Raw genomic sequence first — 24,730 nt, forward strand, 5'->3', positions numbered from 1 at the left:
TATGCAAACGATGCAGTGCTGAGTAGCTTATAAGTCTCTGAGGATGTCGTCTCGCGTAACATCCTTGTGTGCTGCAACCATTCTCACGATCGCAATGAGTGTGCCGGTGCGCAGAGGTTTGTGAGCCGGGATGGGGAGCGTCTGTCCCGTAGGAATGTCGGTGCGCAGAATGATGTGGCTGCCTGCCTGTCGTTCTTCGCGGTAGTCCCACCGACGGAGGAGATGATCGGCAAGCTCTCGACCGAAGATATCTCGCGGAGTCCTCACGCGACAGCCAGAACCTGCTCAACATGAAGGGATAGACGTATGCGCGTGGGCGGTTCTGAGTCGTAGAAATAACCCTTCACGGCATCCAGAACCATGTAGCAGAGTTCATCCCAGGTATCGCCCTGAGTGGCGATACTCTCGCCAACTGCCACGGCAACGTAGCCGCCATCCGATTCTTGCGTCACGTTGAAGACAAGTTCGCTCATAAGGGAAGAGTACGCCCTGCCGGGATTTCCCGGCAAGGAGCGCACCGATATTACAACGAGAAGAAGTCCTTCACCTGCTGGATGACCACATCGCGGCTGACATCCGAGATCGCTTCGATCAGCGGAAGCTGCTTGGGGCAGGCTGCAACGCAGTTCTGCGCCATGCCGCACTCCTGCACGCCGCCGTCCCCGGCCAGCGCGCGAAGGCGCTCTTCCTTCAGGACAGAGCCCGCGGGGTCCATGTTGAAGAGCTTCACCTGCGCAATCGTCGCTGCGCCGACGAATGACGTTGAATCATTGAATTGGGGGCAGACCTCCATGCAGATGGTGCAGGAGATGCAGTTCGACAACGGATAGCGCTGTTCCTGAATCTGCGGCTGCTGGCGAGGGCCGGAGCCGAGATCGTATGAGCCGTCGATCGGCACCCAGGCCTTGACCGCCTTCAGGTTCTCGAACAGCACGGAGCGGTCGACCGCGAGGTCGCGCACCACGGGGAACTTCGACAGCGGCGCCAGCCGGATCGGCTGCTCAAGCTTGTCGACCAGCGCGGAGCAGGCCATGCGCGCCTTGCCGTTGATCAACATCGCGCACGAGCCGCAGATCTCCTCCAGGCAGTTGGAGTCATAGGTGATCGGCGTGGTGGGCTTGCCGGTCACCTCGACCGGGTTCAGCGCGATCTCGCCGAGAAGCGAGGTAATGTTCATGTTCGGGCGATAGGGAATCTCGAACTTCTCGGTGGTCGCCGGCTGGTCCGGGCTGGACTGGCGCTTGATCTCGACTTGGATGGTGCGGGCTGCGGTTGCCATGCTTGTTTTCCCTCAATCTCTATCGCGTGTTGTATCCGTGTTCGCTTCGATTCCTGAAGAAGATGTTCTGCGATCCAGCTCGTGAGTGCCTTTCACGATTGCGTTCGATACGAACCATCCGCCGAGCAGTAAAGCCGGGAGAAACAACACCGAGGCGCATACCGCCAGAACGATGATGATTCCGAGCTTGTCAAAGCCGAACATGATGCGCCTCGTTAAGTGCTGGAGTAGACGCGCGGACGCGGCTTGATGTGGCTGATGTCGACATCCTCGAACGAGATGCTCGGCGCGCCGTCGACGAACGCCGCCTTGGTCGTCTTCAGGAACTGCTCGTCGTTGCGATTCGGAAAGTCCGGCTTGTAGTGTGCGCCGCGGCTCTCGTCGCGCTGGCGAGCGCCCTGCACGATCACGCGTGCGAGCTCCAGCATGTTGTAGAGCTGGCGCGTGAAGGCGAAGCTCGTATTCGCCCACTGGCTCTTGTCCGAGAGGTTGACGTTCTTGTAGCGGCCCAGCAGTTCGACGATCTTCGCATCCGCCTCGTCCAGGCCTGCGTTGTAGCGGACGATGGTCGCGTGCTTGGTCATCGTCTCGCCCAGTTCGCGCCAGATCTTGAACGGGTTCTCCGTGCCGGCGTTGTTCAGCAGGCCGGAGTTCTTCTGCTTCTGACGCGCCAGCTCTTCGGCGTGTCCGCCATCGCCCACCTGCGCGGGCAGAGCCTTGGCGTACTGCAGCGCCTGCGGGCCCGCGACAAAGCCGCCGTAGATGCACGACAGCAGCGAGTTCGCACCCAGGCGGTTCGCGCCGTGGATCGAGTAGTCGGCCTCACCCGCCGCAAAGACGCCGGGGATATTCGTCTGTTGCTGGAAGTCCACCCACAGGCCGCCCATCGTGTAGTGCATGCCGGGGAAGATCTTCATCGGCACCTCGCGCGGATCGTCGCCGACGAACTTCTCGTAGATCTCCAGAATTCCCTCGAGCTTGTGCAGCCGGGCCTTCGGCAGGTGCGTCAGGTCGAGATAAACCATCGGCTGACCGTCGATACCCATGTTGTCTTCGTAGACGATCTTGAAGATCTCGCGGGTGGCGATGTCGCGCGGCACCAGGTTGCCGTACTTCGGATAACGCTCTTCGAGGAAGTAGTAGCGGTCGGCCTCGGGGATCGAGCGGGCGACGCGCTTATCGTTTCGGTCGCGCGGAACCCACACGCGTCCGCCCTCGCCGCGCGCAGACTCGGACATGAGGCGCAGCTTATCTTCGCCGGGGATGGCGGTCGGGTGTACCTGGATGAACTCGCCGTTCGCGTAGAACGCGCCCTGCTGGTACAGCGCCGACTGCGCCGAGCCGGTGCAGACGACCGAGTTCGTGCTCTTGCCGAAGATCGCGCCGTTGCCGCCGGTGCAGATAATGACCGCGTCGGCGGGGAAGGTGCGTGTCTCCATCGAGCGGAGGTCCATGGCGCAGATGCCGCGTGCCTCGCCCTTCGAGCCCAGCACGGCGGAGAGGAACTCCCAGCCCTCGTACTTCTTGACCTTGCCCTCGGCCTCGTAGCGGCGAACCTGTTCATCCAGCGCATAAAGCAGCTGTTGACCCGTCGTCGCGCCGGCGAAGGCCGTGCGCTGGTACAGCGTGCCGCCGAAGCGGCGGAAGTCCAGCAGGCCCTCGGGCGTGCGGTTGAAGGGCACGCCCATGCGGTCGAGCAGGTCGATGATGGCCGGACCCTGCGCGGTCATGTTCTTGACCGGCGTCTGGTTGGCGAGGAAGTCGCCGCCGTAGACGGTGTCGTCGAAGTGCTTGAGGACGGAGTCGCCCTCGCCCTTGAGGTCCTTGGCCGCGTTGATGCCGCCCTGCGCGCAGACCGAGTGCGACCGCTTGACGGGCACGATGGAGAAGAGGTCGACCGTGCCGCCGGCCTCGGCGATCTTGATGACGGCGGCGAGGCCGGCGAGGCCTCCGCCTACGACGATGATTCTTGGTGTGGCTGCCATGTGCGATTCCTATTCAGAGATTCCAAGAGCCTGTTCAAAAAAGATTTGCTACGACCTCAAGAGCAAGCCAGGATAGTCTGGAGCTTCTTTCAAGCCACTTGATGCGAGTACGAAGGGAACCCTTTGGAAGCTTCTCCTCGATTTGTGCGATTGCAGCGGAGGTCAAAGGTTTTTCGGAAACTTCTGTTTCATGGTGTCTGGCGAATTCTTTCAGCAGAGAGCGGCGCCGAAGGTCGGCAGCCATTGCCAAGGTGAAAAGTGCGAGGGCGACGGCTATGAAGGTTGTCGTTCCTATCATTTTCGTACCTCAAGGGCTAAAGCCCCGTTCTATCCTGGGCGTCGAACGGCACGGCTGAAGCCGTGCCCTTAACAAGGCGCATGCGGCAAAACTGTTATTACTGGCGCGAGCCGTAATTCTCCGGATGCCTGAACTCTGTTGAAGGCGATGCCTGCGCCGTAACCGCAGGCTTCTCCGGCATCACATCATCCGGAGCGGGCGGCGCCATCACGATCGAAACAATGCTGGCCAGACCCATGATGCAGAGCGCCGTGCCGAACGCCGCGCAGATATAGCCGAAGCGCTTGCGGGCCTTGTCGCCAGGCGTGATTCCCCATTTGGCTGCGAAGAGCCAGATGCCGTAGGCGAAGTGCCAGGTCGTCGCGATCATCGCGATGACGTAGATCGCGAGCATCCAGGGATTTGAGAGCTCATGCTGCACCTTGGCGAATGCCGCGCCGGGATGCTCCGGCAGGCTGACGCCCGAAAAGCGCTGCCGCCAGACGTGCTGCCCGATATAGAGCAGCGCGATGATGCCCGTGACGCGCTGCATCACGTACATGTAGTTGCCGGCCCACGGGTAGACGTTGACGGTCGAGCGGCCCCGGAAGGCGATGAAGACGCCGTAGAGCGCGTGGAAGGCCAGCGGAATGAAGATGAACGCCCACTCCAGCACGCGGACCAGCGGCAGGGAGTTGAGGAACTGGACCTGCTTGGCGTAGGCCAGCGGCCCGTTCAGGATCTCGAAGTTCGAGATGATGTGCTCGATCAGGAACGCGCCGATGGGCACGATGCCCGAGAGCGAGTGCAGGCGGCGCCACAGGAAGGAGTTGCCCTGTCCGGCGCGCAAGGGCTGGACGCCTTTGCGGATCGTGTTTGCGGGAGGTGCGGTGGTGGCCATGGACAGGCTCCTGGGTGTTGCGTGTCGCGAATGCTTAACAGGTGCGGCAGGCTGATTATTCCGCTCCGGTTGTGGGAGCGTCAAGAAAACTGGCGGGATTGGTGCGATTAGCGGAAGGTTTGTGCGAATTCTATGATCACGCGAAATCTGCGCTCTTCAATTTCGCCAGCAGATCGGCCAGCGCCCGCCCGCGATGGCTCAGCGACAGCCGGGTTTCGATATCCAGCTCGGCCATCGTCTCGTCGTGCTCGGAGATCAGGAAGATAGGGTCGTAGCCGAAGCCGCCGTTGCCGGTGGGCGTGTCGAGCAGGATGCCGTCGACGTCGCCCGTGCCGATGGCGATCACCTCGCCGTCGCGTGCTGCGATGAGGACGCAGCGGTAGCGGGCGTAGCGGTCTTCTCCGGTGAGGTGCCGCGTGCGGTCGAGCAGGCAGGCGAGGTTGCGCTGGTCGGTTGTGACCCCCGGCGTGGCGGGGAAGCCTTCGTCGTCGGCGTAGCGCGCGGAGCGGACGCCGGGTGCACCGCCGAGCGCGTCCAGCTCGATGCCGGAGTCGTCGGCCAGCACGATCTGGCCCGGCGCGATGGCCGAGTAGGCGAGCGCCTTGATGCGCGCGTTGCCTTCGAAGGTGTCGGCGGTCTCGTCCGGTGCGGGGATGCTGGCGATGTTCGGCAGCGGCGCGATGGTGACGCCGGGCGTGGCGGCTGCGGCGAAGTCGCGGAGCTTGCCGGGGTTGGTCGTGGCGACGTAGAGGATCATGCTTCAAGGTTAGTACAGATGTCCGGGCGCCCCATCCTTTCCAGGCTTCATCGGAAAGGGTGGGACGTATTCGGTTCGAGCCTGTTGCGTCCCACCCTTCGCAAAGGTGCGAAGGATGGGGCACCCTGGTATCTTCACTGCACGATGCGGAAGCGCACGAACGCCACCGCGCCCAACGGAGTGCGTCCATAGGTGGAGACCAGCGCATCCGGCGCTCGATAGACCGTGAACTGTGCCCCAGGTGCGGCCAGAAGGTGCGGCGCGACCTTGTAGTCGCGGTCGTAGCCCAGCGTATACGCCTGTACATGGCCGACGGGCAGCTCCGGGCCGGTTGGGTTCACGAGCTCGCTGGTGCGCGCGGCGGATTCGATCCGCACCCAGGCATAGTTGCGCGTGTGGAACTTGAGCAGCGACTCGGCGAGGTAGCTGTCGGCGATGGTGTTGTCGGCGAGCGATCTGGTATGGCCCCAGAGCAGCGTGTTGGACCAGTCGCCGGTCGCGTGTGTCGCCATGTCCATGCCGGGCATGGAGGTCGTATCGTGATGCGCGCCGAGGGGCCGGTTATACATGACGCTGGCGGTCTGGCGCTGCTGATCTTCGGTGGGGTGCAACTGCTCTGGGGCCGTAATGTGCGCGACGGAGTACTGCCCGGACCAGTTGCGCGTGGGCGAGATCGTCAGTCGCGCGGAGTAGCTGTCGACCGCATGGCCGTTGGCCGAGGGCTCCGGCTGCCAGCGCGCCTCGGTGGGTTCTTCGCCGTGGAAGCCCGAGCCTTCGATCCGCGCCCATTTATACGTCAGGCCGGCGGTGACGACGTTCATCGCGATGTGGCTGGAGTCCTGCTGGTGGTGCCCGAGCGCGGCGATGGGATCTTCCGAAGCCGAGAGCCGGTGCGGATACGCGGTCGGGCCCAGCGCGGGGTCGCCCACCGGCGCGGCGTAGAGGCTCAGCAGCGCGTGCTGGCCCAGGCGCAGGTCGTAGAGCGCGGTGATCTCCATGAAGAAGTCGTGCGGGTGCTGGCCGTCGACGATGGGCCTGCCAAAGGCGGTCTCGCCCTGCTGAAAGAGCTCCGGATAGAAACGCCCAGTGACGGTCGCGGGTTCAAGCGAGAACATCGCGCGCAGCGTGATCTGCCCGTTGCCGCCGAGCGGATGCATGGCCATGGGCATGATCCAGTTGGTCGAGAAGAGCTTGTCGCCGCCGCGGGAGTTGTCGGCTTGCTGCTGCGTGTCCGCGACGAAGGCGTTGCCGTGCAGCATGGTCATCCAGCCATGGTGCTGGCCCATCCACATGGGCGCGGGCGTGCTGGCTGGCTCGGTGCTGGTGCCGGAGTCGGTGTGCTGCCAGATCGTGCCTGAGAGCGGGTCGGCGTGCTTCGTGCCGGGCGCGCTCATGTTCATGCCTGGCATATCGGGCATGATGCTTTGCTGGGCTGTTGCAAGCGTTACAAACGATGCGAAGAACAGGCACGCAACTGCGCGCGTAGCGATACGGGGGAACGGCATGGGTCTACTCTCCGGGGCTCGTGTGCGATGTTTTGCGGGATGGTCGAGACGCTGGCGGATGAAGTAGGAAATCAGATGCGGAGTGCGACCAGCCTGGGCGGTGGAGGAGAGGTCGCGGCGATGCGTGTGGCGCGTACGAACGACGCAGGCCTCAGCATGGGCAGCGGCTCAAGCGACGCGAAGATGAGCGCAGGTTGAATCGTGGCTGCAGCCGCGATATGCGCAGGCGGTAGGTCCTGCGGTGCGGTGCAGCAGCCGAGTTCGACGCTCGCCGGAGTCTGGCGCGAGCAGCACGGGCTGCAGTCTGCCTCGACGCTGGCGGCCTGCGCGATGGGCATGTGAGGCATGGTTGCCAGGCATGTCGTCGGGCCTGTGGCAAAGGCGATCAGGCACAGCATCGCGAGGAGGATGCGAAGCCGCATCGTCACGCGCGCCGGGTTGGCCCTGTTCGCCATAGACTGAGTATAACGCTACGCAACCACAATTCAGGAGAGAACATGGCCTCGATGAAGGCGCACACCGAGTATCTGACATTCAACACCAGCAAGCGTTACGAGATGGTTCACATCACCGATCAGGTGGAGCGCATCGTACGCCAGAGCGGAGTGATCGATGGCCTGTGCTTCGTCTCGCCGATGCACATCACGGCGGCGATCTACGTGAACGACCATGAGAATGGGTTGATCGAAGACATCGGCACGTGGCTTGAAAAGCTGGCGCCCTCGTGGCCCGGCTACAAGCATCACCAGACCGGCGAGGATAACGCCGATGCGCACCTGAAGGCCTTGCTGCTTCACCATGAGACGACGCTGCCCATCACGCGTGGCCGGTTGGATCTCGGGCAGTGGCAACGCATCTTCTATGCGGAGTTCGACGGTCAGCGCAGCAAGCGCGTCATTGTGAAGATTCTGGGCGTTTCAGCAGAATGATGTCGACGCGCCGGTTCTGCGCGCGGCCCTCTTCGGTGGCGTTGCTGGCCGCGGGTTGATACTCCGCGAAGCCGGTGGCCGAGATGAGCTTTGGCGATACCTTGCCGGCGGCGAGCACCATGCGCGTGATCGTCGCCGCGCGCGCGGTCGAAAGCTCCCAGTTGGTGGCGAACTGCTGGTTGTGGATGGGCACGTTGTCGGTGTGGCCTTCTACGTGGATGGCCTGATCCGGCAGCGCGCTCGCCACCTCGGCGACGATCTCTTCGGCGCCCGCGCGCACATCGGCCGAGCCCGAAGGGAAGAAGCCCGCCTCGCGCAGGCTGATGACCAGCCCATCATCGGTGGTGTGCATGCTGATGGCGCCTGCGGCAAGACGCTTGCGTTCGACCGCCTTCTTCATCACCTCGCTGACATGCTCCTGCACGCGCTTCTGCGCCAGCTCCTGCGGCGTGGGGATGGGCAGGCCGAAGGGCGCGGGCTTCGACGAGCGGCCCACCGCGGCGTCCTGCGCGATGGGCGGCGTCTTCGAGTGCTGATCGAAGATGCCGTCGTGCGTGAAGGCGGACTGCATCGCGATGGCAAGCTGCACCTGCTTGCGCTTGTCCGTCTGGCCGGCCGCGAACAGAACGACGAAGAACGCAAACAGCAGCGTGATGAAGTCCGCGTAAGAGACCAGCCAGCGCTCATGATTCACATGCTCGGGATGCTTCTTCTTGCTCATGCCTGCGCCTCCTGCGGCTGGCGCGCGCCCTCTGCCGCCGGCTTGTGTCCGGTCTCGAAGAGATAGGTGCGCAGCTTGGTCTCGATCATGCGCGGGTTCATGCCTTCGAGGATGGAGATGACGCCCTCGAGCATCATCTCCTTGATCATGGTCTCTTCGCGGTGGCGAAACTTCAGTTTGCCCGCGGCGGGGAGACAGATCAGATTGGCCATCGCGACGCCGTAGATGGTGGCGACGAAGGCCGTTGCAATGCCGCGTCCGACCTCGTCGATGTTGTCGAGATTCTTCATCACCTGGATGAGTCCGAGCACGGCGCCGATGATGCCGACGGTCGGCGAGTAGCCTCCCATGGCTTCGAAGACCGCGGGGATCTTCTCTTCGATCTCGCTCTTATTCTCAAGCTCAAGCTGCATGATCTTGCGCACCTCGCTCGACTCCGTGCCGTCGACCGCGAGCATCAAAGCCTGCTTGAGGAAAGGGTCGTTGACCTGCGCGAGGTCGCCGTCGAGCGAGACGATGCCGCTTTTGCGCGCCTTGTTGGCGAACTCGACGATCTGCATCAGGATGGCCTCGCCATCGGCGCCCTTGTGCAGGAAGACCTTGACGAGATCCTTGCATGCCGCGAGAAAGATGTTCATGGGAAACTGCAGCATGACCGCGCCGATGGTTCCGCCGACGACGATCATCGCCGCCGTGGGCTGGGTGATCTGGCCGATGTTGCCGCCTTCGATCATCATCCCGGCGAGGATGCCGACGATGGCGAGGATGATGCCGCCTATGCTGGCGATGTCCATTGCTTGAACTCCTTTGGCGCGTGTGACAAATGTGGGGTCGAACTCAATATGTAACGCAGTGTGAACTTATTCCGAGGTTGCCCGAACGGCTTCAAGCGCGGAGACGGCGCCGCGCGAAGGATAGCGCCAGGCCTGGCTGAGAATGCTGCTGTGATAGTTGAGGATGAGCTCTTCCAGCGTCTCGCAGGATTCGAGCACGATGAGTTTTTCGCCCGTCACCAGCGTCAGCGTGGTGTCGGGGGTGGCCTCGGCAAACTTGATGAGGTCGCAGTTGACGACCAGCCGGTGACCGTTGAGACGGGTAAGTTCGATCATGGTTCGATACGCTCCCTGCGTGATGTATCGGCGGGGAAGAGCGCGGCGATAGTCGCGGAGCGAGCTGCGATTGCGTACCCGCGGACGCCGTCCGGCGGATCGCCGCCTCTATTGTCGTTACCGGCGAGCGATTCGAGATAACTCGCCCAACCTGTAACTAAGAGGAATGTTACTTTTCGCGCGGCGCTTGCATTTACAGGGCCACTGGTGCTAATGGTGTCCGACCCAACGCCGATGTAGTGAAAGAACGCGGGGCCAACCGCACGCTGAACCGGTAAGAACAAGGCAATCCTGCTTTGTTCGTCACGCTGGCGCAGCACCCGGGCAAGGCGTTGCGGTAACTCAAATTCGGATCAGTACAGGAGCGGAATCCATGTCCTTGGGCATTTTGAACAACATCGCTGCAATCTACGCGCAGAACAACCTGAACCAGACTCAGGCGTCTTTGCAGACGACCCTGAATCAGCTCTCTTCGGGCTCGCGTATCAACTCCGGTGCGGATGACGCAGCCGGTCTCGCGGTCGTCGATGGACTTGGCGCCAACATTGCCGCACTTACCCAGTCTTCGCAGAATGCGACCGACGGCATCGGACTGCTGCAGACCGCCGATGGCGCCCTCTCGCAGGTCACCAACCTGCTCGACCGCGCGGTCACCCTCTCGACCGAAGCGGCCAACGGCACGCTGAACAGCAACCAGGTAAGCTCGGCCAACCAGGAGTATCAGAACATCCTGAACGAAATCGGCGACATCGGCACGACCACCAACTTCAACAGCAACAGCGTCTTCTCGAACATCGCCAACACGGTCTTCGTCTCGGACGGCACCGGCAGCGGCGCGAACGTGTACAGCGACATCGTCGGCGTACTGAGCAAGAGCAATGTCGGCCAGTCGGCTCCGGTCGGCGCGGGCGTTGCGCTTACTTCGGGCACGGCGACCACCTCGTCCCTGACGGTGGGTTCTTCGGTCACCTTCTCGGCGCTGACGAACTACAACGACACCATCGCGGGCACCCTGAGCGTCTCGGTGGCGGGCGGTACGGCCATCAACTCGACGATCGCCACCGGCACCAGCCTGACCGATGCCGTCAACCAGTTGAACGATCAGTACAACGCGGATGGTTCGGGCATCGTGGCGAGCATCGGCTCGGGCAACAAGCTCGTGCTCACCGGTCCGGAGGATGCGGAGAACACCACCGCAGGCACGAACGTGCTGGCTGTCAGCACGAACACGCTCGAAGACTACGCTCCGGCCGCGGCTGGCGCGACTGCGGGCGCGGGCATCGACTTCACCAACTCGGACGTCTCAACCCTCACCCAGTCCAGCGCACAGACGGTGCTGACCACGGTGACCTCGGCGATTGCCGGCGTGGCCTATCAGCGCGGCATCATCGGCGCGGACATCAACCAGTTGACCGCGGCCTCGAACGTCGCTTCGGCGGAGTCGGAGAACCTGACCTCGGCGCAGAGCAGCATTCAGTCCACCAACTACGGCCAGGCCACCAGCGATCTCGCCAAGTACCAGGTGCTCTCGCAGACCGGTATCAGCGCGCTCGCCCAGGCAAACAGCGTGCAGCAGGAAGTTCTCAAGCTGCTTCAATAGTCGGTTGAGGGGTAGCGGACGTGGGCATCGGCCCATGTCCGCTCTTCTCGCTTTAACCTTCTTTTTCCATCGAGTTGTATTGGACAAGCGATCTCTAATGTTGGGCTTCCAGCGTTGGCCCAACGCGTGCATTCCTCCTGTTGCAAGCAAGCAATCACAGCAAGGGACAAAGCGTATGGCTACCGTTGGACTCAGTTTTGGTTCGCCCACAAGCGGCGCCGGTTTCGATGTCGCATCGACCGTCACCTCGATCCTCGCCACGCAGTCGGGCGTGGAGACAGCCTGGAAGTCGCAGCTCTCGACGCTGCAGACGCAGGATACGGCCTTCACCTCGCTCGGAACCGATCTTGCGACCCTGTCGACCTCGCTTTCATCGCTCACCTCGTTCGATGGCCTGTTTGCCTCGAAGGAGGGTTCGAGTTCAAATCCCGACGTGCTCAGCCTCTCGTCCGCCAGCACCACCGCGGTCGCGGGCAGCCATACGGTGGTCGTCAACTCCCTCGCCACGACCTCGTCGAAGTACACCGGCAGCATCACGGCGACCGACACGCTCAGCGGTACGCTGAGCATCCAGGTCGGCTCCGGCACGGCCAAGACCATCACCATCGGCAGCGGCAACAACACGCTGGCCACGCTGGCTTCTGCGATCAACCAGGGCTCCTACGGCGTGACCGCCAGCGTCATCACGGACGCGAACGGGTCGCGCCTCTCGCTGGTGAGCAGCACCAGCGGTGCGGCGGGATCCATCACGCTCGGCGGCGCCCTGACCGATTCCACCACCAGCTCCGCCATCAACTTCACCACCGGCCAGCCCGGCGCCGACGCCAGCCTGACTGTCGACGGACTCGATACGACCAGCGCCTCGAACACCGTGACCGGTGCCATCTCCGGCGTCACCTTCCAGCTTCTTGCCGCCTCCACGACGCCCGTTCAGGTGCAGATCACCAACGACAACAGCTCCATCGAGACCGCCGTGCAGAGCGTGGTGACGGCCTATAACGCGGTCGTCGCGGACATCAAGACGCAGGAGGGGAAGGATTCTACCGGCGCCGCCGAGCCGCTCTTCGGCAACCCCACGCTCTCGCTCATCCAGACGCGTCTTTCGCAGGCGCTGAGCGGCGGCGCGGCCAGCGGCAGCATCGCGACCATCGACCAGATCGGGCTGAGCATCGGCCAGGATGGCACGCTCACGCTCGACACAAGCGCGCTCGACACCGCGCTGAACAGCCACTTCAGCGACGTGGAGGGTTTCTTCGAGACCGCCGGAAGCTGGGGCCAGACGTTGACGACCACGCTCAACCAGCTTGGAAGCTCATCCACCCAGGGCGCCGTCTCACTCGCGCTGGCGCAGAACTCCACGGTCGAGACCTCGTTGAACACGGACGTCAGCAACGAGGACGCGCTGCTCGCCACGGAGAAGACCACCCTTACCGCCGAGCTGAACACGGCGAACGAAACTCTCCAATCCATCCCCGCGCAGCTCAACGAGCAGAACATCCTTTACAGCTCGCTGACGGGCTACGTCGCTTCGACTCTTTAGGCAATACCGAACCGGAAAGGCTCTCCCATGGCGGAAATGACGTATCAACAGCAGTCTCTCGTCGGTGCAACCGGCATCGAACTCGTCGTCGCGCTCTATGACGGCGCACTGCGTTTCCTCTATCGCGCGGCGCAGTGCTGCGTGGAAGACGACACCATTGGCCGGCGCATCGCGGTCAAGAAGGTGGTCGACATCCTGATGTACCTGCAGGCCCGGCTGCGGCCGGAGCTTGGACAGGCCGCGGCGTCCGCGCTCTCGGACTTCTATGCGGCCATGTTCACCATGACGCTTGAGGCCTCGCATCTGGCGAGCCGCGAGCAGTTCGAGGAGGTCATCGGCTGCGTGCGCAACGTGCGCGAGGCCTGGGCCCTCGCCGCCAAGGATCCGCTTGTCGGCCGCGTGCTGCCGCGCGAGCTGAAGACGACCGAGGAGAAGTTCACGCGTCTCAACCCGCAACCGGTCTTCGACTCCGAGGCGCCGGCCTCGCGCTGGAGCGCGTAAAGAGCGAGTGGTTCGTGGCGATGGCTTCGTGGTGAGTGAGCGGTTGTCGCCGCTCGCTCACCACTACGTCGTTACCGCCAGCTCTTCTTCCAGCCGCTGCTTCTCATACAGCCGCGCATAGTAGCCATCGAGCGCCAGCAGATCGTCGTGCGTGCCGCGCTCGGCGATCGAACCGTCGACCAGCACGGCGATCTGGTCCGCGTTGCGCGCGGTCGAGATGCGATGGGAGATCAGGATTGTCGTCCGCCCCTGCATCACGCGTCCGAGGCCGCTGAGGATGCGCTCCTCGGTGTAGGTGTCCACGCTGGCTAGCGCATCGTCGAGGATCAGGATCTTCGGATCGCGCAGCACCGCGCGTGCGATGGCGGTGCGCTGCTTCTGTCCGCCGGAGAGCGTCACCCCGCGCTCGCCCACCGCCGTTTCGAAGCCCTTGGGGAATTCGAGGATCTCAGTCGCGATGTGCGCGACGGTTGCGGCTTCGACCACCTGCTCATGTGTTGCCTCGGGCACGCCGAAGGATACGTTATGAAGAATCGTATCGGAGAACAGGAACGTCTCTTGGGGAACGAAACCAATTCCGCCGCGCAGCGTATCGAGCGCCAGTTGCCGGATCGGCTTGCCGTCGATCAACACCATGCCGGGTTCGGCGTCGTAGAGCCGCGGAATCAGATTGACCAGCGTCGATTTGCCCGCTCCGGTCGGGCCTACGATGGCGAGGCTCGAACCGGCGGGGATCGTCAGGTTGATGTCCTTCAAGGTGGGCGCCATCTCGCCATAACCGAAGGTGAGATGGCGAAATTCAATAGCGCCATCGATCTGATCGGGGGCTGCGCCCGCGAGGGCTGGGTCGTCCTGGATCGTGGGCTCTTCCTTGAGCAACTCGTCGATCCGTACGATGGACGCCGTGCCGCGCTGGAAGAGATTGACGACCCAGCCGACCGCGATCATCGGCCACGTTAGTTGCACCATGTAGACCATGAACGAGGTGAAGTCGCCGACCGTGATGCGGTGTTCGACCACCTCGTGTCCGCCGACCAGCAGCGTAATCACGAGGGAGAGCCCAAGCACCAGTTCGAGCGTCGGCCAGAGCATCGCCATCAGCCGGACCAGATGCAGGCTGCGTCCGATGTACTCGATGTTCGCCGTCTCGAACGAGGCGATCTCAGCCTCCTCCTGCGCAAAGGCGCGGATCAGCCGCGCGCCGGAGAAGTTCTCCTGCGCCTTGGCGGAGATATCCGAGAACATGGCCTGAATGCGCTCGAAACGCACATGAATCTTGTTGCCGAAGTACTGCACCAGAAGCGACGCAAGCGGCAGCGGAACGAAGGCGATAAAGGTCAGCTTCGGGCTGATCTTCACCATGTAGGGCAGGGCCGTGACGGTAAAAAACACGGTATTGGCGGAATAAAGAATGGCCGGCCCGAGCAACTGGCGAACCGCGCTCAGGTCGTTGGTCGTGCGGGCCATGATGTCGCCGGTGCGGTGGCGCTGATAGAAGGCCGCCGACTGCCGTTCGAGGTTGGCGAAGATATCGTTGCGGAGATCGAACTCGATCTCGCGCGAGGCGCCGATGAGAATCTGGCGGCTGAGATAGAGGAAGACGGCCATCAACACGGCGACGATCAGCAGCCGCGATGCGTGCATCAGCAGCGCGCGATCGGTGATGCCGTGCTGCATCTCGTCGATGGCGTGGCCGATGATTGGCGGCAGACTCGCCTTGATGGCGTTATACAAAATGACCGAGACCCCGCCCCAGGCGAGGTGCTTCCAATATCGCCTGAGGTACGGGGCCAGCGGTCGTAGACGTTCGAACATACTTCCTTAGATGTTGAAACGCGGTTAGGGTTTCGCGGATGTTGCCGGCGGGGTCGCCGGCGCCGCGGCAGGAGCGGGCGTTGCTGCCGGAGGGGGCGTCATAGCAGGCTTGGCCGGAGCGGCGCCAGCGGCCGGCGGAGGCGTCGAGCCTGCGGGCGGAGCCGGAGGCGTCTTCGGCGCGGGAGGCGTGTTCGAAACCGAGACCAGCTCGACGTCGAAGACCAGCGTCGACTTGGCCGGAATCGGACCATGCGCGGTCGTGCCGTAAGCGAGCTGGAAGGGGATGATGAGACGGCGCTTGCCGCCGACCTTCATGCCGCCAAAGCCGGTGTCCCAGCCGGGGATGACCTGGTGCTCGCCGTACGGAATGCTGATCGGCTCGCCGCGATCGAGCGACGAATCGAACTTCGTGCCGTCCAGCAGGTAGCCCGAGTAGTGCAGCGTGTAGTACTTATAGCCCGCGGCGGCGATGCCCGTGCCGACCTTCGTATCCTGGTAGAGCAGCGAGAAGCTCGTCGACTCGAGGCCGAGCGCCTCCTTCAGGCCGGGATCGGCGACAGGAGAGATGTATTCCAGCTTGACCGTCGGCTGGGTCGTGATGGTGTAAAGCGGCTTGGCGCAGGGCGTACCTGCGGGCAGGGCGGGGATCTTCGTCGACAGCTCCGGCAGCTTGGCGCAGGCAGCCGGAGCGGCAGCCGTCGCAGCCTTGTGCACGGGCGTGGTCGTGGACTTGACGTGAGGGGCGGTTGCGGCGGTCTGCGCAAGCGCAGGCACGGCAAAGGAGAGCAGAAGGAGTCCGGCGGAAGGCTTCATGATTGCACCCATAATACCCGAACCGCCAAAGGCTTAACACCGATCTGAAGAGATCAAACACCGTTCTGATCGGTTCAATCGGTGAAAATCGGTGTTAAGCCTCTTTTTTTTAGGTCGGCGTACGCAGCAGCAGGTAGCCGCCGGCCAGCGCGAACAAGGCATCCGGCGTCCACGCGGCCAGCGCGGGGGGCAGCGTATTGACGTTGCCCATCGCCTCGAACAACCCGGCGACGGCGAGGTACGAGATCGCCATCAGGATCGCGATAGCGAATCCGGCCACCCCGCCGCGCTTACCGGCTGAGAGCGAAAAGGGAATCGCCAGGATCGCCATCACCAGCGTGATGGCCGGATAGGCGATCTTGCGGTTGAGCTGCACGCTCAGCCGCTTGGTGTCGAAGCCGGACTGACGCAGGTCGGCGATGTAGCCGGAGAGCTCGCCAAAGCTCATCTCCTGCGACTGCCGGTCTTCCTTCTTGAAGTATCCCGGTTGCTCGTGAATTTCGGGGAAGGTGCTGAGGCTGAACGAGTTATAGCCAGCCGTGGACTCGCCGGAGAAGGTGCGTTCCCAGCCGTTTTCGAAGATCCAGCCGTTCACCTTGTCGTCCCAGCGCGCGCTGGCGGCGAAGATGCGCCGGGTCAGGGTGAAGCTGTGCGGATCCAGCTCGAAGACGGTCAGGTTGGCGAAGACATTCTTGTCGGGGTCGAAGAACTGGTAGTAGAAGACGCGCGCTGGTCCGCCGGGATGCTCGACGCGCACGCTGTTGAAGGCCTGTTCGGGCGGCAGCGAGCTCTGGCCGGAGATCCACTTGCGATCGGGGCGCAGGAAGGTCTGGGCCGGCTTGCCCTTGATCTCGGATCGCAGCGCCTCCTGCCGGCGGTTCGCGGCGGGCAGGTAGAACTCGTCGAAGGCGAAGAGCGCGCAGGCGATCACCGCCGTCAGCACCAGCACGGGCGCGACGATGCGGTAGAGCGAAAGCCCGGCGGACTTCATCGCCGTCAGCTCGGAGGTCTTCGACAGCGCGCCGAAGGTAATGAGCACCGCCACCAGCGAGCACAGCGGCGTGACGTTATAGAGGATGTAGGGAATCAGGTTCAGCAGGTAGTCGCCGACCGTCACCAGCGCCGAGCGGTTGCGGATGATGTCGCCGATCAGCTCGAAGAACGTGAAGATCAGGAAGAGCGTCGAAAATGAACCCAGCACGAGCGCGAAGTTTGCCGCGTATTCGCGCAAAATATAGTCGTCCAGAATGAGCGGAAAGCGGGTGTGGAAGGCGCCGCGAAAGCGCTGCGCGGTGGTCTTGTGCTCGCGGCTGGCGTTCTCGGCGCGCTCGCGGTTGGGCCGCAGCCGGTCCAGCGCGCTCTTCAGCCAGACGCCGATGGTCGATACCAGGCTCAGCGCCACGCCGCCCCGCGACATCTGCTGCAGCAGCAGCGCGCCCGCCGCGGCGAAGATCAGGTTCGCGCCCCAGACGCCGAGAAACGGCGACAGCTTGCCCTGCTTCGCCAGCGCGACCCCCACCGACGACAGGAAGTAGTAGACGAAGACCAGCAAAATCGTCAGCACAAAGCCGGTCGATTTGCCGCCGCGCTTCGACGACAGTCCCAACGGCACGCCGACCAGCATCAGCACCAGGCAGGCGAACGGATACGAGAAGCGCCGGTTGAACTCGATCCGGTAGGGTCGCGCGGCGGCGACCTGCGCGGGCGTGCTGTGGCTGCCGGTGCTTGCCAGCGCTAACAGGCGGTCGAGCGGAAGCGCAAGATTCACGGTATCGGACCGCGAGATGTGCGTGTCCTCCTGCGCGCCGGTCTGGATCGGCATCTCGGTCGTGGCGAAGGTGCTGATGTTGTACTGGTTCGGATCCTTGGTCGAGATGTCGTGCTGGCTGCCGTCGCGCAGATGCAGTGTCAGCGTGCCCGGTCCGCCGGGTGTGACCAGCGCCTGGTCCGCCGTCGTGATGTGCGGGGTCGCGGGCTTGGTCAGGTCGGCGAGGAAGACGTGCTTCCAGATCGCCGCGCCGGCGACCGGCTTCACATCCTGCACATACAGCACGTAGTTCTTGAAGTTCTCGTAGAAGACGCGCGGCTGCACCTCGAAGCTGCCCTGCGAGGACTTCAGCGAATCCTCCAGCGCAAGCAGGCTGGCGGCGCCCTTCGGCTCGAGGTAGAGCGTGTTCAGCAGGCCCAGCGCCAGCGCGACCGTCGACAGAATGCTGATGATGCGGACGAAGTCCAACGCGCCCATGCCTGCCGCGCGCATCGCCGTAATTTCGGAGTCCGACGCCAGCCGTGAAAGCCCCAGCAGAATGCCGACCAGCACGGCCATGGGAATCGTCACGGTCAGGAAGCCGGGCAAGGTGTAGAGAATCATTCGCGCTACGTCGGGAACCGAGGCGGTCCCGTTCACCAGCAGCTCCAGCAGCTTGCCGATGATGCGCATGAACAGCACAAATGTAAACAGCACACCACCCAGCAACGCGTGGGAGAGGACTTCGCCGAGGATGTAACGGGTGAGAATGCGCATCGTTTGGAACGGGGAGGACCGTGTACTCCTTCGATGATATGTTGTCTTCGCTTTTCTTGTTTATCCTCCTCGCGGAGGATCCGGTTTTGTCGCTTGCAATCAGCGGAACCGGCGCAGCCGCAGCGAATTCAGCAGCACTGACGTGCTCGAAAGCGCCATCGCCGCCGAGGCCAGAATTGGGCTGAGCAGGATGTGGAAGTGCGGATACAGCACACCCGCCGCGATCGGCAGCCCCAGCGCGTTGTAGCCGACGGCCCAGCCGAGATTCTGCCGCATCGTCTTGACGGTGCGGCGCGCGAGCCGAATGCTTGCGGGGATAGCCGTCAGGTCGGGTGTCAGCAGGACGAGGTCGGCGGCCCCGCGCGTCAGGTCGGTGCCCGCGTCGCCGCCCATGGCGAGACCGGTGTCGGCCTGGGCGAGCGCTGCGGCGTCGTTCAGCCCGTCGCCCGCCATGGCGACGACCCGGCCTGCCTGCTGGAGCTGCTTGATTCGCTCCAGCTTCCCGGCAGGCAGGAGTCCGGCGGCGGTCTCCTGCGGGGTAAGCCCGGCCTCGGCGGCGATGGCTGCGGCGGTCGCGGGGTTGTCGCCGGTCAGCATCTGCGGCGTGATGTGCAGCGCGCGTAGCTGTGCGATGGCCGACGCAGCCGTGGGCCGGAGCGTATCCTCCGCGCGCAGCGTCAGGACGTGGCGGTCGCCGATGGCCAGATAAAGGGCAGTCGCATTACCGTCCTGCCCCAGCGTCGCGAGCGGAACGCCGAGGCCGGTGAGCAGAGCAGCGTTGCCGATGGCGACTGGCTGGTTCTCGAAGCTGGCCGTAATTCCTTGCCCCGGAATCGTCTTCACGGCCGACAGCGCAGGCAACGGACGGTCTGCGGCGTAAGCGATCACGGCCCTCGCCAGCGGGTGTTCCGAGTGCTTCTCCAGCGCCGCGGCAAGGCCGAGCAGGGCATCTTCATCCACTCCCGCGGCTAAGTCTGCCGAGACGATGCGCGGCTGGCCGAGCGTCAGCGTGCCGGTCTTGTCGAGCGCAACCGTGTCGGTCTTCGCCAGCCGTTCGAGCGCCTCGCCGTTCTTCACCAGGAAGCCGAGCTGCGCCGCGCGGCCGATCCCCACGGTCAAGGCGGCGGGCACGGCGAGCCCCATCGCACAGGGGCACGCGATGACCAGCACGGCAATCGCGATACCAAAGGCGCGCGGCAGGGAATGATCCGGCGCGAAGACCAGCCACGCCGCAAAGGTCAGCGCGGCCAGTCCCAAGACGGCCGGGACGAAGATGGCGGAGGCGCGGTCGGCCAGCTTCTGCATGGGCGCGCGGCTGGCCTGGGCGTCGGCCAGCAGGCGGCTGAGCTGGGAGAGTACGCTGGCCGCGCCGAGCGTGGTCGCTGTCAGGGTCAGCGGTCCGTCGAGGTTGATCGAGCCGCCGATGAGCTTGCCGCCCGGCTCCTTCAGGACCGGGTGGGACTCGCCGGTGAGCAGGGACTCGTCCACCGTGGATGAGCCGGTGAGCACGACGCCATCGACCGGCACGCGCTCGCCGGGACGCAGTTGGACGGTGTCGCCAGGCCGTACCTCGGCGATCTGGACCTCGGTCTCGACGCCGTTGCGCAGCACGCGCGCGGAGCTGGATTGCAACTGCGCAAATCCGGTCAGGGCGTCCTGCGTGCGGGTGCGGGCACGTGCATCCAGCACGCTGCCGACCAGCAGGAACGCCAGGATGAAGAGCACCGCCTCGTAGTAGACATCGGGCGCCAGGCCGTGGCGCAGGAAGAGGCTTGGCGCGATGGTCGCCGTCGCCGAGTAGCCCAGCGCCGCCAGCGTGCCGATGGCGACCAGCGTGTTCATGTTCGTCGAACGATGCCGCGCGGCCTGCCATGCGCGCAGGTAGGTCTCGGGGCTGCAGAAGAGCATGACCGCGACGGTCATCGCCAGCAGCAGCCAGCGGATGGGCGCGGCGGGAAGCTGCATCAGCACGGCGGGCATCACCGGCATCAGCAGCCGGTTCATCCAGTTGAGCAGGGGATCGGCGGTGTCGGACGCCATCATCAGCGGCATGGAAAGCGCCATGGCGACCGCAGCCGCGATGAGCGCCAGCACCGCCCGCAGGCCGGTATGGGTCTCGGCCATGTCCATCGCCATCATGTTCATATGGTCCATGTCCATGTGGCTGTGGGGATTGGCGCCGTCGGAGGCGCCGGGCAAAGGGCACTCGTAACCCGCCTCTTCCACCGCCTGCTGCATCGCCTGCATCGTCGTTCCGGCGGGATCGTAGCGAACGGTCGCACGGTTCGCCAGCAGGCTGACCTCGGCCGACGCGACGCCGGGCAGCTCGCGCAGCGCGCGCTCCACATGGCCCTGGCAGGAGGCGCAGGTCATGCCGCCGATGGGAAGCGTGACGGTCTCGACCGCGCCGCTCATTCGACGCGGGCCGGGTAGCCCGCCTTGTCGAGCGCCGCGAGAATCTCAGGCGGAGTCGCCGTCGTCGCAATGCGCGCCGCGCCGATCTGGACCTCTTCCACCTGCGTGCCGGGCAGCTTGTTCAGCGCCATGGTGACGCGGCGAACACAGGCGCCGCAGTGCATATTTTCGATCTTCAGAGTCGTCGTCATGGAAATTGGATGCTCCTGGGTTTCGGTGCGGTGCGAACGTCGGCGATAAGGACGGAAGCAGATCCTCCGCTTCGCGAAGGATGACAACCAAAACACGAGGCGGTTATCCCTGCGGCGCCGCCATGAACCGATAGCCGACGCCGCGCACCGTGAGCAGATGGGCCGGCGCGCTTGGGTCGTCTTCGATGTAGCGCCGCAGCCGGACGATGAAGTTGTCGATCGCGCGCGTGTCGGTGTCCTCGTGAACGCGCCACACCTGCTCGAGGATGTCCTTGCGCGGCACGATGGCTCCTTCGCGGTCGGTCAGGTAGCGGAGCAGGTCGGCCTCCATCACGGTCAGGTGGGTGATCTTGCCCTCCGGGCCCTGCAGTTCCAGCGTGTCGAAGTGGATCGACCGCCCGTTGAAGTCGTAGTGGTCCTGCGAGGGCTTCGGCGGCGGTGGCGCGGCGGCGGGAGCTGGAAGCTGCCAGCTCGCGCGGCGCATCAGCGTCTTCAGCCGGACGAGCAGCAGCGACAGGTCGAAGGGCTTGGGCAGGTAGTCGTCCGCGCCGGCGTTCAGGCCTTCGAGCACATCCTCGGGTCGCGAACGCGCGGTCAGCATCAGGACGGGGAAGTAGCGCTCATGCTCGCGCAGCGCGGCGACGATCTCGAAGCCGTCCTTGCCCGGCAGCATGACGTCGAGCAGGATGGCGCCGATGTTCTCGGTGGTCTCGAGCAGCCAGGTGAGCGCGGCCTCGCCGTCGGCCTCATGCCGCGTGCGGTAGCCCTCGGCCTGCAGGTTGAAGATCAGCCCCTGGGCGAGGTGGTCTTCGTCTTCGACGAGTACGATCAGCGGTGCGGGCGAGTCCATGAACTCCATTATCGTCCGGATGCCGAATGGAGAGCTATATCGTTTTGCTCATCACCCGCCAAGATGCGCGCGCTGCATAAGACTGCCGAGCAGCACCGACAGGCCGTTCCAACCGATCTGCACGCCGATGCAGAGCAGAATGAACGCCACCACGCGCAGGAATCCATGCGCGGTCGACGGCGGAATCGCTCGTGTGATCGTCGGCGCATATGCGTAGCAGAGGTAGACCAACGCGCTCAGCACGATCGCCGCGGCGAAGATGCCCAGGTGGTTCTCGATGTTGTGCGAGAGCACCGGGTCGGAGGCGTGCGCGGTCAGCGTCAGCGTGACGACCAGCGTGCCCGGACCGGCGGTGACGGGAAAGGTGAACGGGTAGAAGGCCTTTTCCTCGAGCGCACGTGCGTCGGGTTCGGTGCGCACCTCGATCTCCTCCTGCTTGTTGCGTGCGTTGGCGCCGGCGTCCGGCTCGTTCAGCAGGCCCCATGCCATGGCGGCGATCACCATGCCGCCCGAGAGCTGCACGATGGGCAGGGAGATGCCGAAGAAGTTCAGCAGCGCCGAGCCCAGCAGCTCAATGACCGCGAGGAAGATGATCGTGTTGATGGCGATCCGCCGCGCCAGCGACCGGTAAACCTCCACCGGCGCGTCCCCCACCAGGCCGAGGAAGACCAGCGCCGAACCCAGCGGGTTGATGAGCGGCAGCAGCGCGCTGAAGGCCAGTAAAAATGATTCCCAGACAAGCATCGTACAAGGTTAGATCATGCGGCTACGCAATGCGATGCACGCCGGAGTTTTGCTCCGGCAGCGCGGAGTCGTTTCCCGCAAGCGGAAGCTCCAGGCTGAGCGTCGAACCCTGTCGAGAGCCAGGGCTGGCCGCCGTCACCTTGCCGCCATGCTGCCGCGCAATCGTGCGGACGAGGAACAGCCCGATGCCCGTGCCCTTGATCTTGACCGAGTACCGGCCCGGAATCCGGTAGAAGCGGTTGAAGATGCGCTTCAACTGGTCGGCCGGGATGCCCACGCCCTGGTCCGTCACCGCGATCTTCACAAAGCTGTAGTCCGCGATCGACAGCGCCACCCGCACCTTCACGCCATCGGGCGAGTACTTCACGGCGTTGTCGAGCAGGTTCAGCAGGGCGATCCGCAGATCCTCGGCGACGCCTACGACGCGCAGCTTGACGGCGCCGGGGACGGGTTCGAGCACTACCGCTTCCGGCGAAAGGCGATGCCGGCGCAGCGTCGTCGCCACGCACTCGGCCACCAGCGGCTCGATGTCGATCAGGGTCTTGTTCTGCTGGCGGATGCGCTGGCCCAGCTCGCCGGCCTTCAACACCTGCTCCACCGTCGCGAGCAGACGGTCGGAGTCGGCGTGCATGATCTTGTAAAACTCCTGCTTCTGCTCCTCGGTGGTCGAACGCCGTTGCAGGGTTTCGAGATACAGCCGGATGCTGGCGATGGGCGTCTTCAACTCGTGCGTGACGGCGTTCAGAAACGAGTCCTGCCGTTCGTTCCGGCGAATCTCGCGCACGAGGAAGATCGTATTCAGCACCACGCCCGCCACCAGCACGGCGAAGAGGATGATGCCGAGGATCATGTAGAGCAGCCGCGCCTCGTTCAGCACGATCCAGCCGATGTTCAGCGTGATCGCCAACCCGCAGAGCAGCACGCCGAGCGTGATGAAGGTGGCGATGGCTCCGCGGCGGCGTGAGATATTCATGGTCGAAATAGTCGGCTTCGTCTCTGGCTTACGGCTGCCCTGATAGCAGTAGAGTACAACGCCGGGCGCTCGCCGGGTTAGCCTAGGGAGGCAGAAAAGGGAGCAACCATGAACATCCGTAGCCTTGGGCTGGCGTTCGCCGCCGCCGTATTCCTCAACTTCGCCGCCGTCGCGCAGCAGCCGGAGCACGGCGCGCTGCTGGTTGTCACCAAGCAGAGCCATGCCCTGGCCATTGTGGACGCCGATACCCTGAAGGTGATCGCGCAGGTTCCGATCGGTGAAGACCCGCATGAGGTGGTCGTTGGCCCGGACGGACGCACCGCTTATGTCTCGAACTACGGCGAAGGCACGCTGCACACGCTTGCGGTGGTCGATCTGATCGGCCGCAAGCCGCTGCCGCCGATCGACATCACCCCGCTACGTGGCGCGCATGGTCTGTTCGTTCACGAAGGCAAGCTCTGGTTTACGGCGGAGGGTTCGAAGGCGGTGGCGACGCTCGACCCGGTGACCGGTAAAGTGGAGTCCGTGCTCGGCACGGGGCAGGACAAGACGCATCTTGTCTGGGTATCACGTAGCGGATGGTGGGTCATCGCTTCAAACGCCGGCTCAGGTACGCTCAGCGTCTTCGGGCGGACGCTGGGGGGCTTACCCGTGATGGTTCCGGGCGCGCCTGCCGCTCCAGCGTCTTATAGCGTTCCGGGCTGGAAGCATACGCTCATCCCGGACGGAGCCGGTGCGGAGGGCTTTGCCGTCTCCCCGGACGAGCGCGATGTCTGGGTTGGTGCCGCGGACGGGACAATCTCCGTGATCAGGTTTGGCTTTGACCACAAGCGAAGGGCGGGACACCGGGCCCGGCCTGACGAGTTGCTTTTGGATGGCGTTCTGGAGCCGGCGACGACAATAGCGACGATCACGCCGGATGTAGTGGGTGCGAACCGGCTGAAGTTTACTCCCGACGGCAAGCTCGTGCTCATTACGACGCACACCGGCAAGGATTTGGTTGTCGTCGACGCGCACACACGGCAAGTGGTCAAGCGCATTCCCATCGAAGAGCGCGGCGCATCCGGCATCCAGGTTCAGCCGGACGGCAAGCGGGCCTTCATCGCCTGCCCGCGCGACCACTACGTCGCGGTCGTCGATCTGGAACGGCTGGAGATGATCGCAAAGATCGATGCCGGCCGCGAACCCGACGGTTTGGCCTGGTGGGGCAGGTAGCTCTTTCAGGATCCCTGCAAAAAAAGCCTGTCATCCTGAGCGCAGCGAAGGATCTGCTTTTTGTTCAGGTTGCCGATCCCGTCCGA

Annotated in this window: 25 protein-coding genes; 5 read left to right on the forward strand and 20 right to left on the reverse strand. The window is 64.0% G+C overall.

From position 1 onward, the window contains the following. Window positions 1-27: 27 nt before the first annotated feature. From CHB87_RS10330 to CHB87_RS10365, 9 genes are all read right to left on the reverse strand, one after another. Complete coding sequence (locus CHB87_RS10330) at window positions 28-267, reverse strand: type II toxin-antitoxin system HicA family toxin (RefSeq protein ID WP_089408355.1); 240 nt, start codon at window positions 265-267, stop codon at window positions 28-30. Next, the gene (locus CHB87_RS10335; RefSeq protein WP_089408356.1) at window positions 264-473 is read right to left on the reverse strand and encodes a type II toxin-antitoxin system HicB family antitoxin; all 210 of its coding nucleotides are present in this window, start codon (window positions 471-473) and stop codon (window positions 264-266) included. Before CHB87_RS10335 ends, CHB87_RS10330 begins: the two co-directional genes overlap by 4 nt. Window positions 474-523: 50 nt before the next feature. Continuing rightward, window positions 524-1,279, reverse strand: coding sequence for a succinate dehydrogenase iron-sulfur subunit (gene sdhB / locus CHB87_RS10340; RefSeq protein WP_089408357.1), 756 nt, complete (start codon window positions 1,277-1,279; stop codon window positions 524-526). Between the two features lie 12 nt (window positions 1,280-1,291). Beyond that, complete coding sequence (locus CHB87_RS21880) at window positions 1,292-1,483, reverse strand: hypothetical protein (RefSeq protein WP_142988298.1); 192 nt, start codon at window positions 1,481-1,483, stop codon at window positions 1,292-1,294. Window positions 1,484-1,494: 11 nt separating this feature from the next. Continuing rightward, a complete protein-coding gene (sdhA, locus tag CHB87_RS10345) occupies window positions 1,495-3,264 on the reverse strand; it encodes a succinate dehydrogenase flavoprotein subunit (protein WP_089408358.1) in 1,770 nt (589 codons plus the stop codon). A gap of 395 nt (window positions 3,265-3,659) precedes the next feature. Next, complete coding sequence (locus CHB87_RS10350; RefSeq protein WP_089408359.1) at window positions 3,660-4,442, reverse strand: succinate dehydrogenase cytochrome b558 subunit; 783 nt, start codon at window positions 4,440-4,442, stop codon at window positions 3,660-3,662. Between the two features lie 136 nt (window positions 4,443-4,578). Then, on the reverse strand, window positions 4,579-5,199 hold the full coding sequence (locus tag CHB87_RS10355) for a non-canonical purine NTP pyrophosphatase (protein ID WP_089408360.1): 621 nt from the start codon (window positions 5,197-5,199) through the stop codon (window positions 4,579-4,581). 134 nt (window positions 5,200-5,333) lie between these two features. Then, window positions 5,334-6,617 (reverse strand): hypothetical protein, encoded by a 1,284-nt coding sequence (locus CHB87_RS10360; protein ID WP_245817928.1) that lies wholly within the window; start codon window positions 6,615-6,617, stop codon window positions 5,334-5,336. 158 nt (window positions 6,618-6,775) lie between these two features. Next, entirely contained in the window at window positions 6,776-7,159 is a 384-nt protein-coding gene (locus CHB87_RS10365) for a hypothetical protein (protein ID WP_089408362.1), read from the reverse strand. A 42-nt stretch (window positions 7,160-7,201) separates the two neighbouring features. Here CHB87_RS10365 and CHB87_RS10370 point away from each other — a divergent pair, with 42 nt between their 5' ends. Then, the gene (locus CHB87_RS10370) at window positions 7,202-7,633 is read left to right on the forward strand and encodes a secondary thiamine-phosphate synthase enzyme YjbQ (protein ID WP_217897028.1); all 432 of its coding nucleotides are present in this window, start codon (window positions 7,202-7,204) and stop codon (window positions 7,631-7,633) included. Here the strand turns inward: CHB87_RS10370 and CHB87_RS10375 are convergent. From CHB87_RS10375 to CHB87_RS10385, 3 genes are all read right to left on the reverse strand, one after another. Then, a complete protein-coding gene (locus CHB87_RS10375; RefSeq protein WP_089408363.1) occupies window positions 7,599-8,354 on the reverse strand; it encodes a flagellar motor protein MotB in 756 nt (251 codons plus the stop codon). The genes CHB87_RS10370 and CHB87_RS10375 overlap by 35 nt on opposite strands. Then, window positions 8,351-9,148: a flagellar motor protein gene (locus CHB87_RS10380; protein ID WP_089408364.1), complete on the reverse strand. Its 798-nt coding sequence runs from the start codon at window positions 9,146-9,148 to the stop codon at window positions 8,351-8,353. Before CHB87_RS10380 ends, CHB87_RS10375 begins: the two co-directional genes overlap by 4 nt. 66 nt (window positions 9,149-9,214) lie before the next feature. Continuing rightward, a complete protein-coding gene (locus CHB87_RS10385; RefSeq protein WP_089408365.1) occupies window positions 9,215-9,463 on the reverse strand; it encodes a flagellar FlbD family protein in 249 nt (82 codons plus the stop codon). 373 nt (window positions 9,464-9,836) lie between these two features. On the opposite strand from CHB87_RS10385, the gene CHB87_RS10390 reads away from it, so the two are divergent. From CHB87_RS10390 to fliS, 3 genes are all read left to right on the forward strand, one after another. Beyond that, the gene (locus CHB87_RS10390; RefSeq protein ID WP_089408366.1) at window positions 9,837-11,063 is read left to right on the forward strand and encodes a flagellin N-terminal helical domain-containing protein; all 1,227 of its coding nucleotides are present in this window, start codon (window positions 9,837-9,839) and stop codon (window positions 11,061-11,063) included. Window positions 11,064-11,238: 175 nt separating this feature from the next. Further along, entirely contained in the window at window positions 11,239-12,603 is a 1,365-nt protein-coding gene (gene fliD, locus CHB87_RS10395) for a flagellar filament capping protein FliD (RefSeq protein ID WP_089408367.1), read from the forward strand. A gap of 27 nt (window positions 12,604-12,630) precedes the next feature. Further along, window positions 12,631-13,104 carry a flagellar export chaperone FliS gene (gene fliS, locus CHB87_RS10400; protein WP_089408368.1) on the forward strand — a complete coding sequence of 158 codons (474 nt, stop codon included), beginning with the start codon at window positions 12,631-12,633 and terminating at the stop codon, window positions 13,102-13,104. A 63-nt stretch (window positions 13,105-13,167) separates the two neighbouring features. Here fliS and CHB87_RS10405 read toward each other — a convergent pair whose 3' ends face one another. The 8 genes from CHB87_RS10405 to CHB87_RS10440 form a co-directional block, all read right to left on the reverse strand. After that, window positions 13,168-14,919, reverse strand: coding sequence for an ABC transporter ATP-binding protein (locus CHB87_RS10405; protein WP_089408369.1), 1,752 nt, complete (start codon window positions 14,917-14,919; stop codon window positions 13,168-13,170). A gap of 24 nt (window positions 14,920-14,943) precedes the next feature. Then, complete coding sequence (locus tag CHB87_RS10410) at window positions 14,944-15,732, reverse strand: FKBP-type peptidyl-prolyl cis-trans isomerase (protein WP_089408644.1); 789 nt, start codon at window positions 15,730-15,732, stop codon at window positions 14,944-14,946. A 109-nt stretch (window positions 15,733-15,841) separates the two neighbouring features. Beyond that, window positions 15,842-18,256, reverse strand: coding sequence for an LptF/LptG family permease (locus CHB87_RS10415; protein ID WP_089408370.1), 2,415 nt, complete (start codon window positions 18,254-18,256; stop codon window positions 15,842-15,844). Window positions 18,257-18,355: 99 nt separating this feature from the next. Beyond that, complete coding sequence (locus CHB87_RS10420) at window positions 18,356-20,671, reverse strand: heavy metal translocating P-type ATPase (RefSeq protein ID WP_089408371.1); 2,316 nt, start codon at window positions 20,669-20,671, stop codon at window positions 18,356-18,358. Next, window positions 20,668-20,862 carry a heavy-metal-associated domain-containing protein gene (locus CHB87_RS10425; RefSeq protein WP_089408372.1) on the reverse strand — a complete coding sequence of 65 codons (195 nt, stop codon included), beginning with the start codon at window positions 20,860-20,862 and terminating at the stop codon, window positions 20,668-20,670. Before CHB87_RS10425 ends, CHB87_RS10420 begins: the two co-directional genes overlap by 4 nt. A gap of 103 nt (window positions 20,863-20,965) precedes the next feature. Continuing rightward, window positions 20,966-21,712: a response regulator transcription factor gene (locus tag CHB87_RS10430; RefSeq protein WP_089408645.1), complete on the reverse strand. Its 747-nt coding sequence runs from the start codon at window positions 21,710-21,712 to the stop codon at window positions 20,966-20,968. A gap of 51 nt (window positions 21,713-21,763) precedes the next feature. Then, window positions 21,764-22,456 carry a MarC family protein gene (locus CHB87_RS10435; RefSeq protein ID WP_089408373.1) on the reverse strand — a complete coding sequence of 231 codons (693 nt, stop codon included), beginning with the start codon at window positions 22,454-22,456 and terminating at the stop codon, window positions 21,764-21,766. A 22-nt stretch (window positions 22,457-22,478) separates the two neighbouring features. Next, window positions 22,479-23,429 (reverse strand): sensor histidine kinase, encoded by a 951-nt coding sequence (locus CHB87_RS10440; protein WP_089408374.1) that lies wholly within the window; start codon window positions 23,427-23,429, stop codon window positions 22,479-22,481. A gap of 108 nt (window positions 23,430-23,537) precedes the next feature. Here CHB87_RS10440 and CHB87_RS10445 point away from each other — a divergent pair, with 108 nt between their 5' ends. Beyond that, on the forward strand, window positions 23,538-24,644 hold the full coding sequence (locus CHB87_RS10445) for a lactonase family protein (RefSeq protein ID WP_245817929.1): 1,107 nt from the start codon (window positions 23,538-23,540) through the stop codon (window positions 24,642-24,644). Window positions 24,645-24,730: the final 86 nt, after the last annotated feature.

It is taken from the genome of Granulicella rosea (assembly GCF_900188085.1).
In the GTDB taxonomy this organism is placed as follows: Bacteria; Acidobacteriota; Terriglobia; order Terriglobales; family Acidobacteriaceae; genus Edaphobacter; species Edaphobacter rosea.

Coding starts and splice junctions, on each gene's coding strand:
- CHB87_RS10380 (WP_089408364.1), bottom strand. CDS start 9,148: ATGGACATCGCCAGCATAGGCGGCATCATCCTCGCCATCGTCGGCATC.
- fliD (WP_089408367.1), top strand. CDS start 11,239: ATGGCTACCGTTGGACTCAGTTTTGGTTCGCCCACAAGCGGCGCCGGT.
- CHB87_RS10415 (WP_089408370.1), bottom strand. CDS start 18,256: ATGCGCATTCTCACCCGTTACATCCTCGGCGAAGTCCTCTCCCACGCG.
- CHB87_RS10435 (WP_089408373.1), bottom strand. CDS start 22,456: ATGCTTGTCTGGGAATCATTTTTACTGGCCTTCAGCGCGCTGCTGCCG.
- CHB87_RS10445 (WP_245817929.1), top strand. CDS start 23,538: ATGAACATCCGTAGCCTTGGGCTGGCGTTCGCCGCCGCCGTATTCCTC.
- CHB87_RS10425 (WP_089408372.1), bottom strand. CDS start 20,862: ATGACGACGACTCTGAAGATCGAAAATATGCACTGCGGCGCCTGTGTT.
- CHB87_RS10365 (WP_089408362.1), bottom strand. CDS start 7,159: ATGGCGAACAGGGCCAACCCGGCGCGCGTGACGATGCGGCTTCGCATC.
- sdhB (WP_089408357.1), bottom strand. CDS start 1,279: ATGGCAACCGCAGCCCGCACCATCCAAGTCGAGATCAAGCGCCAGTCC.
- CHB87_RS10440 (WP_089408374.1), bottom strand. CDS start 23,429: ATGAATATCTCACGCCGCCGCGGAGCCATCGCCACCTTCATCACGCTC.
- CHB87_RS10335 (WP_089408356.1), bottom strand. CDS start 473: ATGAGCGAACTTGTCTTCAACGTGACGCAAGAATCGGATGGCGGCTAC.
- sdhA (WP_089408358.1), bottom strand. CDS start 3,264: ATGGCAGCCACACCAAGAATCATCGTCGTAGGCGGAGGCCTCGCCGGC.
- CHB87_RS10370 (WP_217897028.1), top strand. CDS start 7,202: ATGGCCTCGATGAAGGCGCACACCGAGTATCTGACATTCAACACCAGC.
- CHB87_RS10430 (WP_089408645.1), bottom strand. CDS start 21,712: ATGGACTCGCCCGCACCGCTGATCGTACTCGTCGAAGACGAAGACCAC.
- CHB87_RS10385 (WP_089408365.1), bottom strand. CDS start 9,463: ATGATCGAACTTACCCGTCTCAACGGTCACCGGCTGGTCGTCAACTGC.
- CHB87_RS10355 (WP_089408360.1), bottom strand. CDS start 5,199: ATGATCCTCTACGTCGCCACGACCAACCCCGGCAAGCTCCGCGACTTC.
- CHB87_RS10390 (WP_089408366.1), top strand. CDS start 9,837: ATGTCCTTGGGCATTTTGAACAACATCGCTGCAATCTACGCGCAGAAC.
- fliS (WP_089408368.1), top strand. CDS start 12,631: ATGGCGGAAATGACGTATCAACAGCAGTCTCTCGTCGGTGCAACCGGC.
- CHB87_RS10360 (WP_245817928.1), bottom strand. CDS start 6,617: ATGCCCGATATGCCAGGCATGAACATGAGCGCGCCCGGCACGAAGCAC.
- CHB87_RS10420 (WP_089408371.1), bottom strand. CDS start 20,671: ATGAGCGGCGCGGTCGAGACCGTCACGCTTCCCATCGGCGGCATGACC.
- CHB87_RS10410 (WP_089408644.1), bottom strand. CDS start 15,732: ATGAAGCCTTCCGCCGGACTCCTTCTGCTCTCCTTTGCCGTGCCTGCG.
- CHB87_RS10350 (WP_089408359.1), bottom strand. CDS start 4,442: ATGGCCACCACCGCACCTCCCGCAAACACGATCCGCAAAGGCGTCCAG.
- CHB87_RS10405 (WP_089408369.1), bottom strand. CDS start 14,919: ATGTTCGAACGTCTACGACCGCTGGCCCCGTACCTCAGGCGATATTGG.
- CHB87_RS21880 (WP_142988298.1), bottom strand. CDS start 1,483: ATGTTCGGCTTTGACAAGCTCGGAATCATCATCGTTCTGGCGGTATGC.
- CHB87_RS10375 (WP_089408363.1), bottom strand. CDS start 8,354: ATGAGCAAGAAGAAGCATCCCGAGCATGTGAATCATGAGCGCTGGCTG.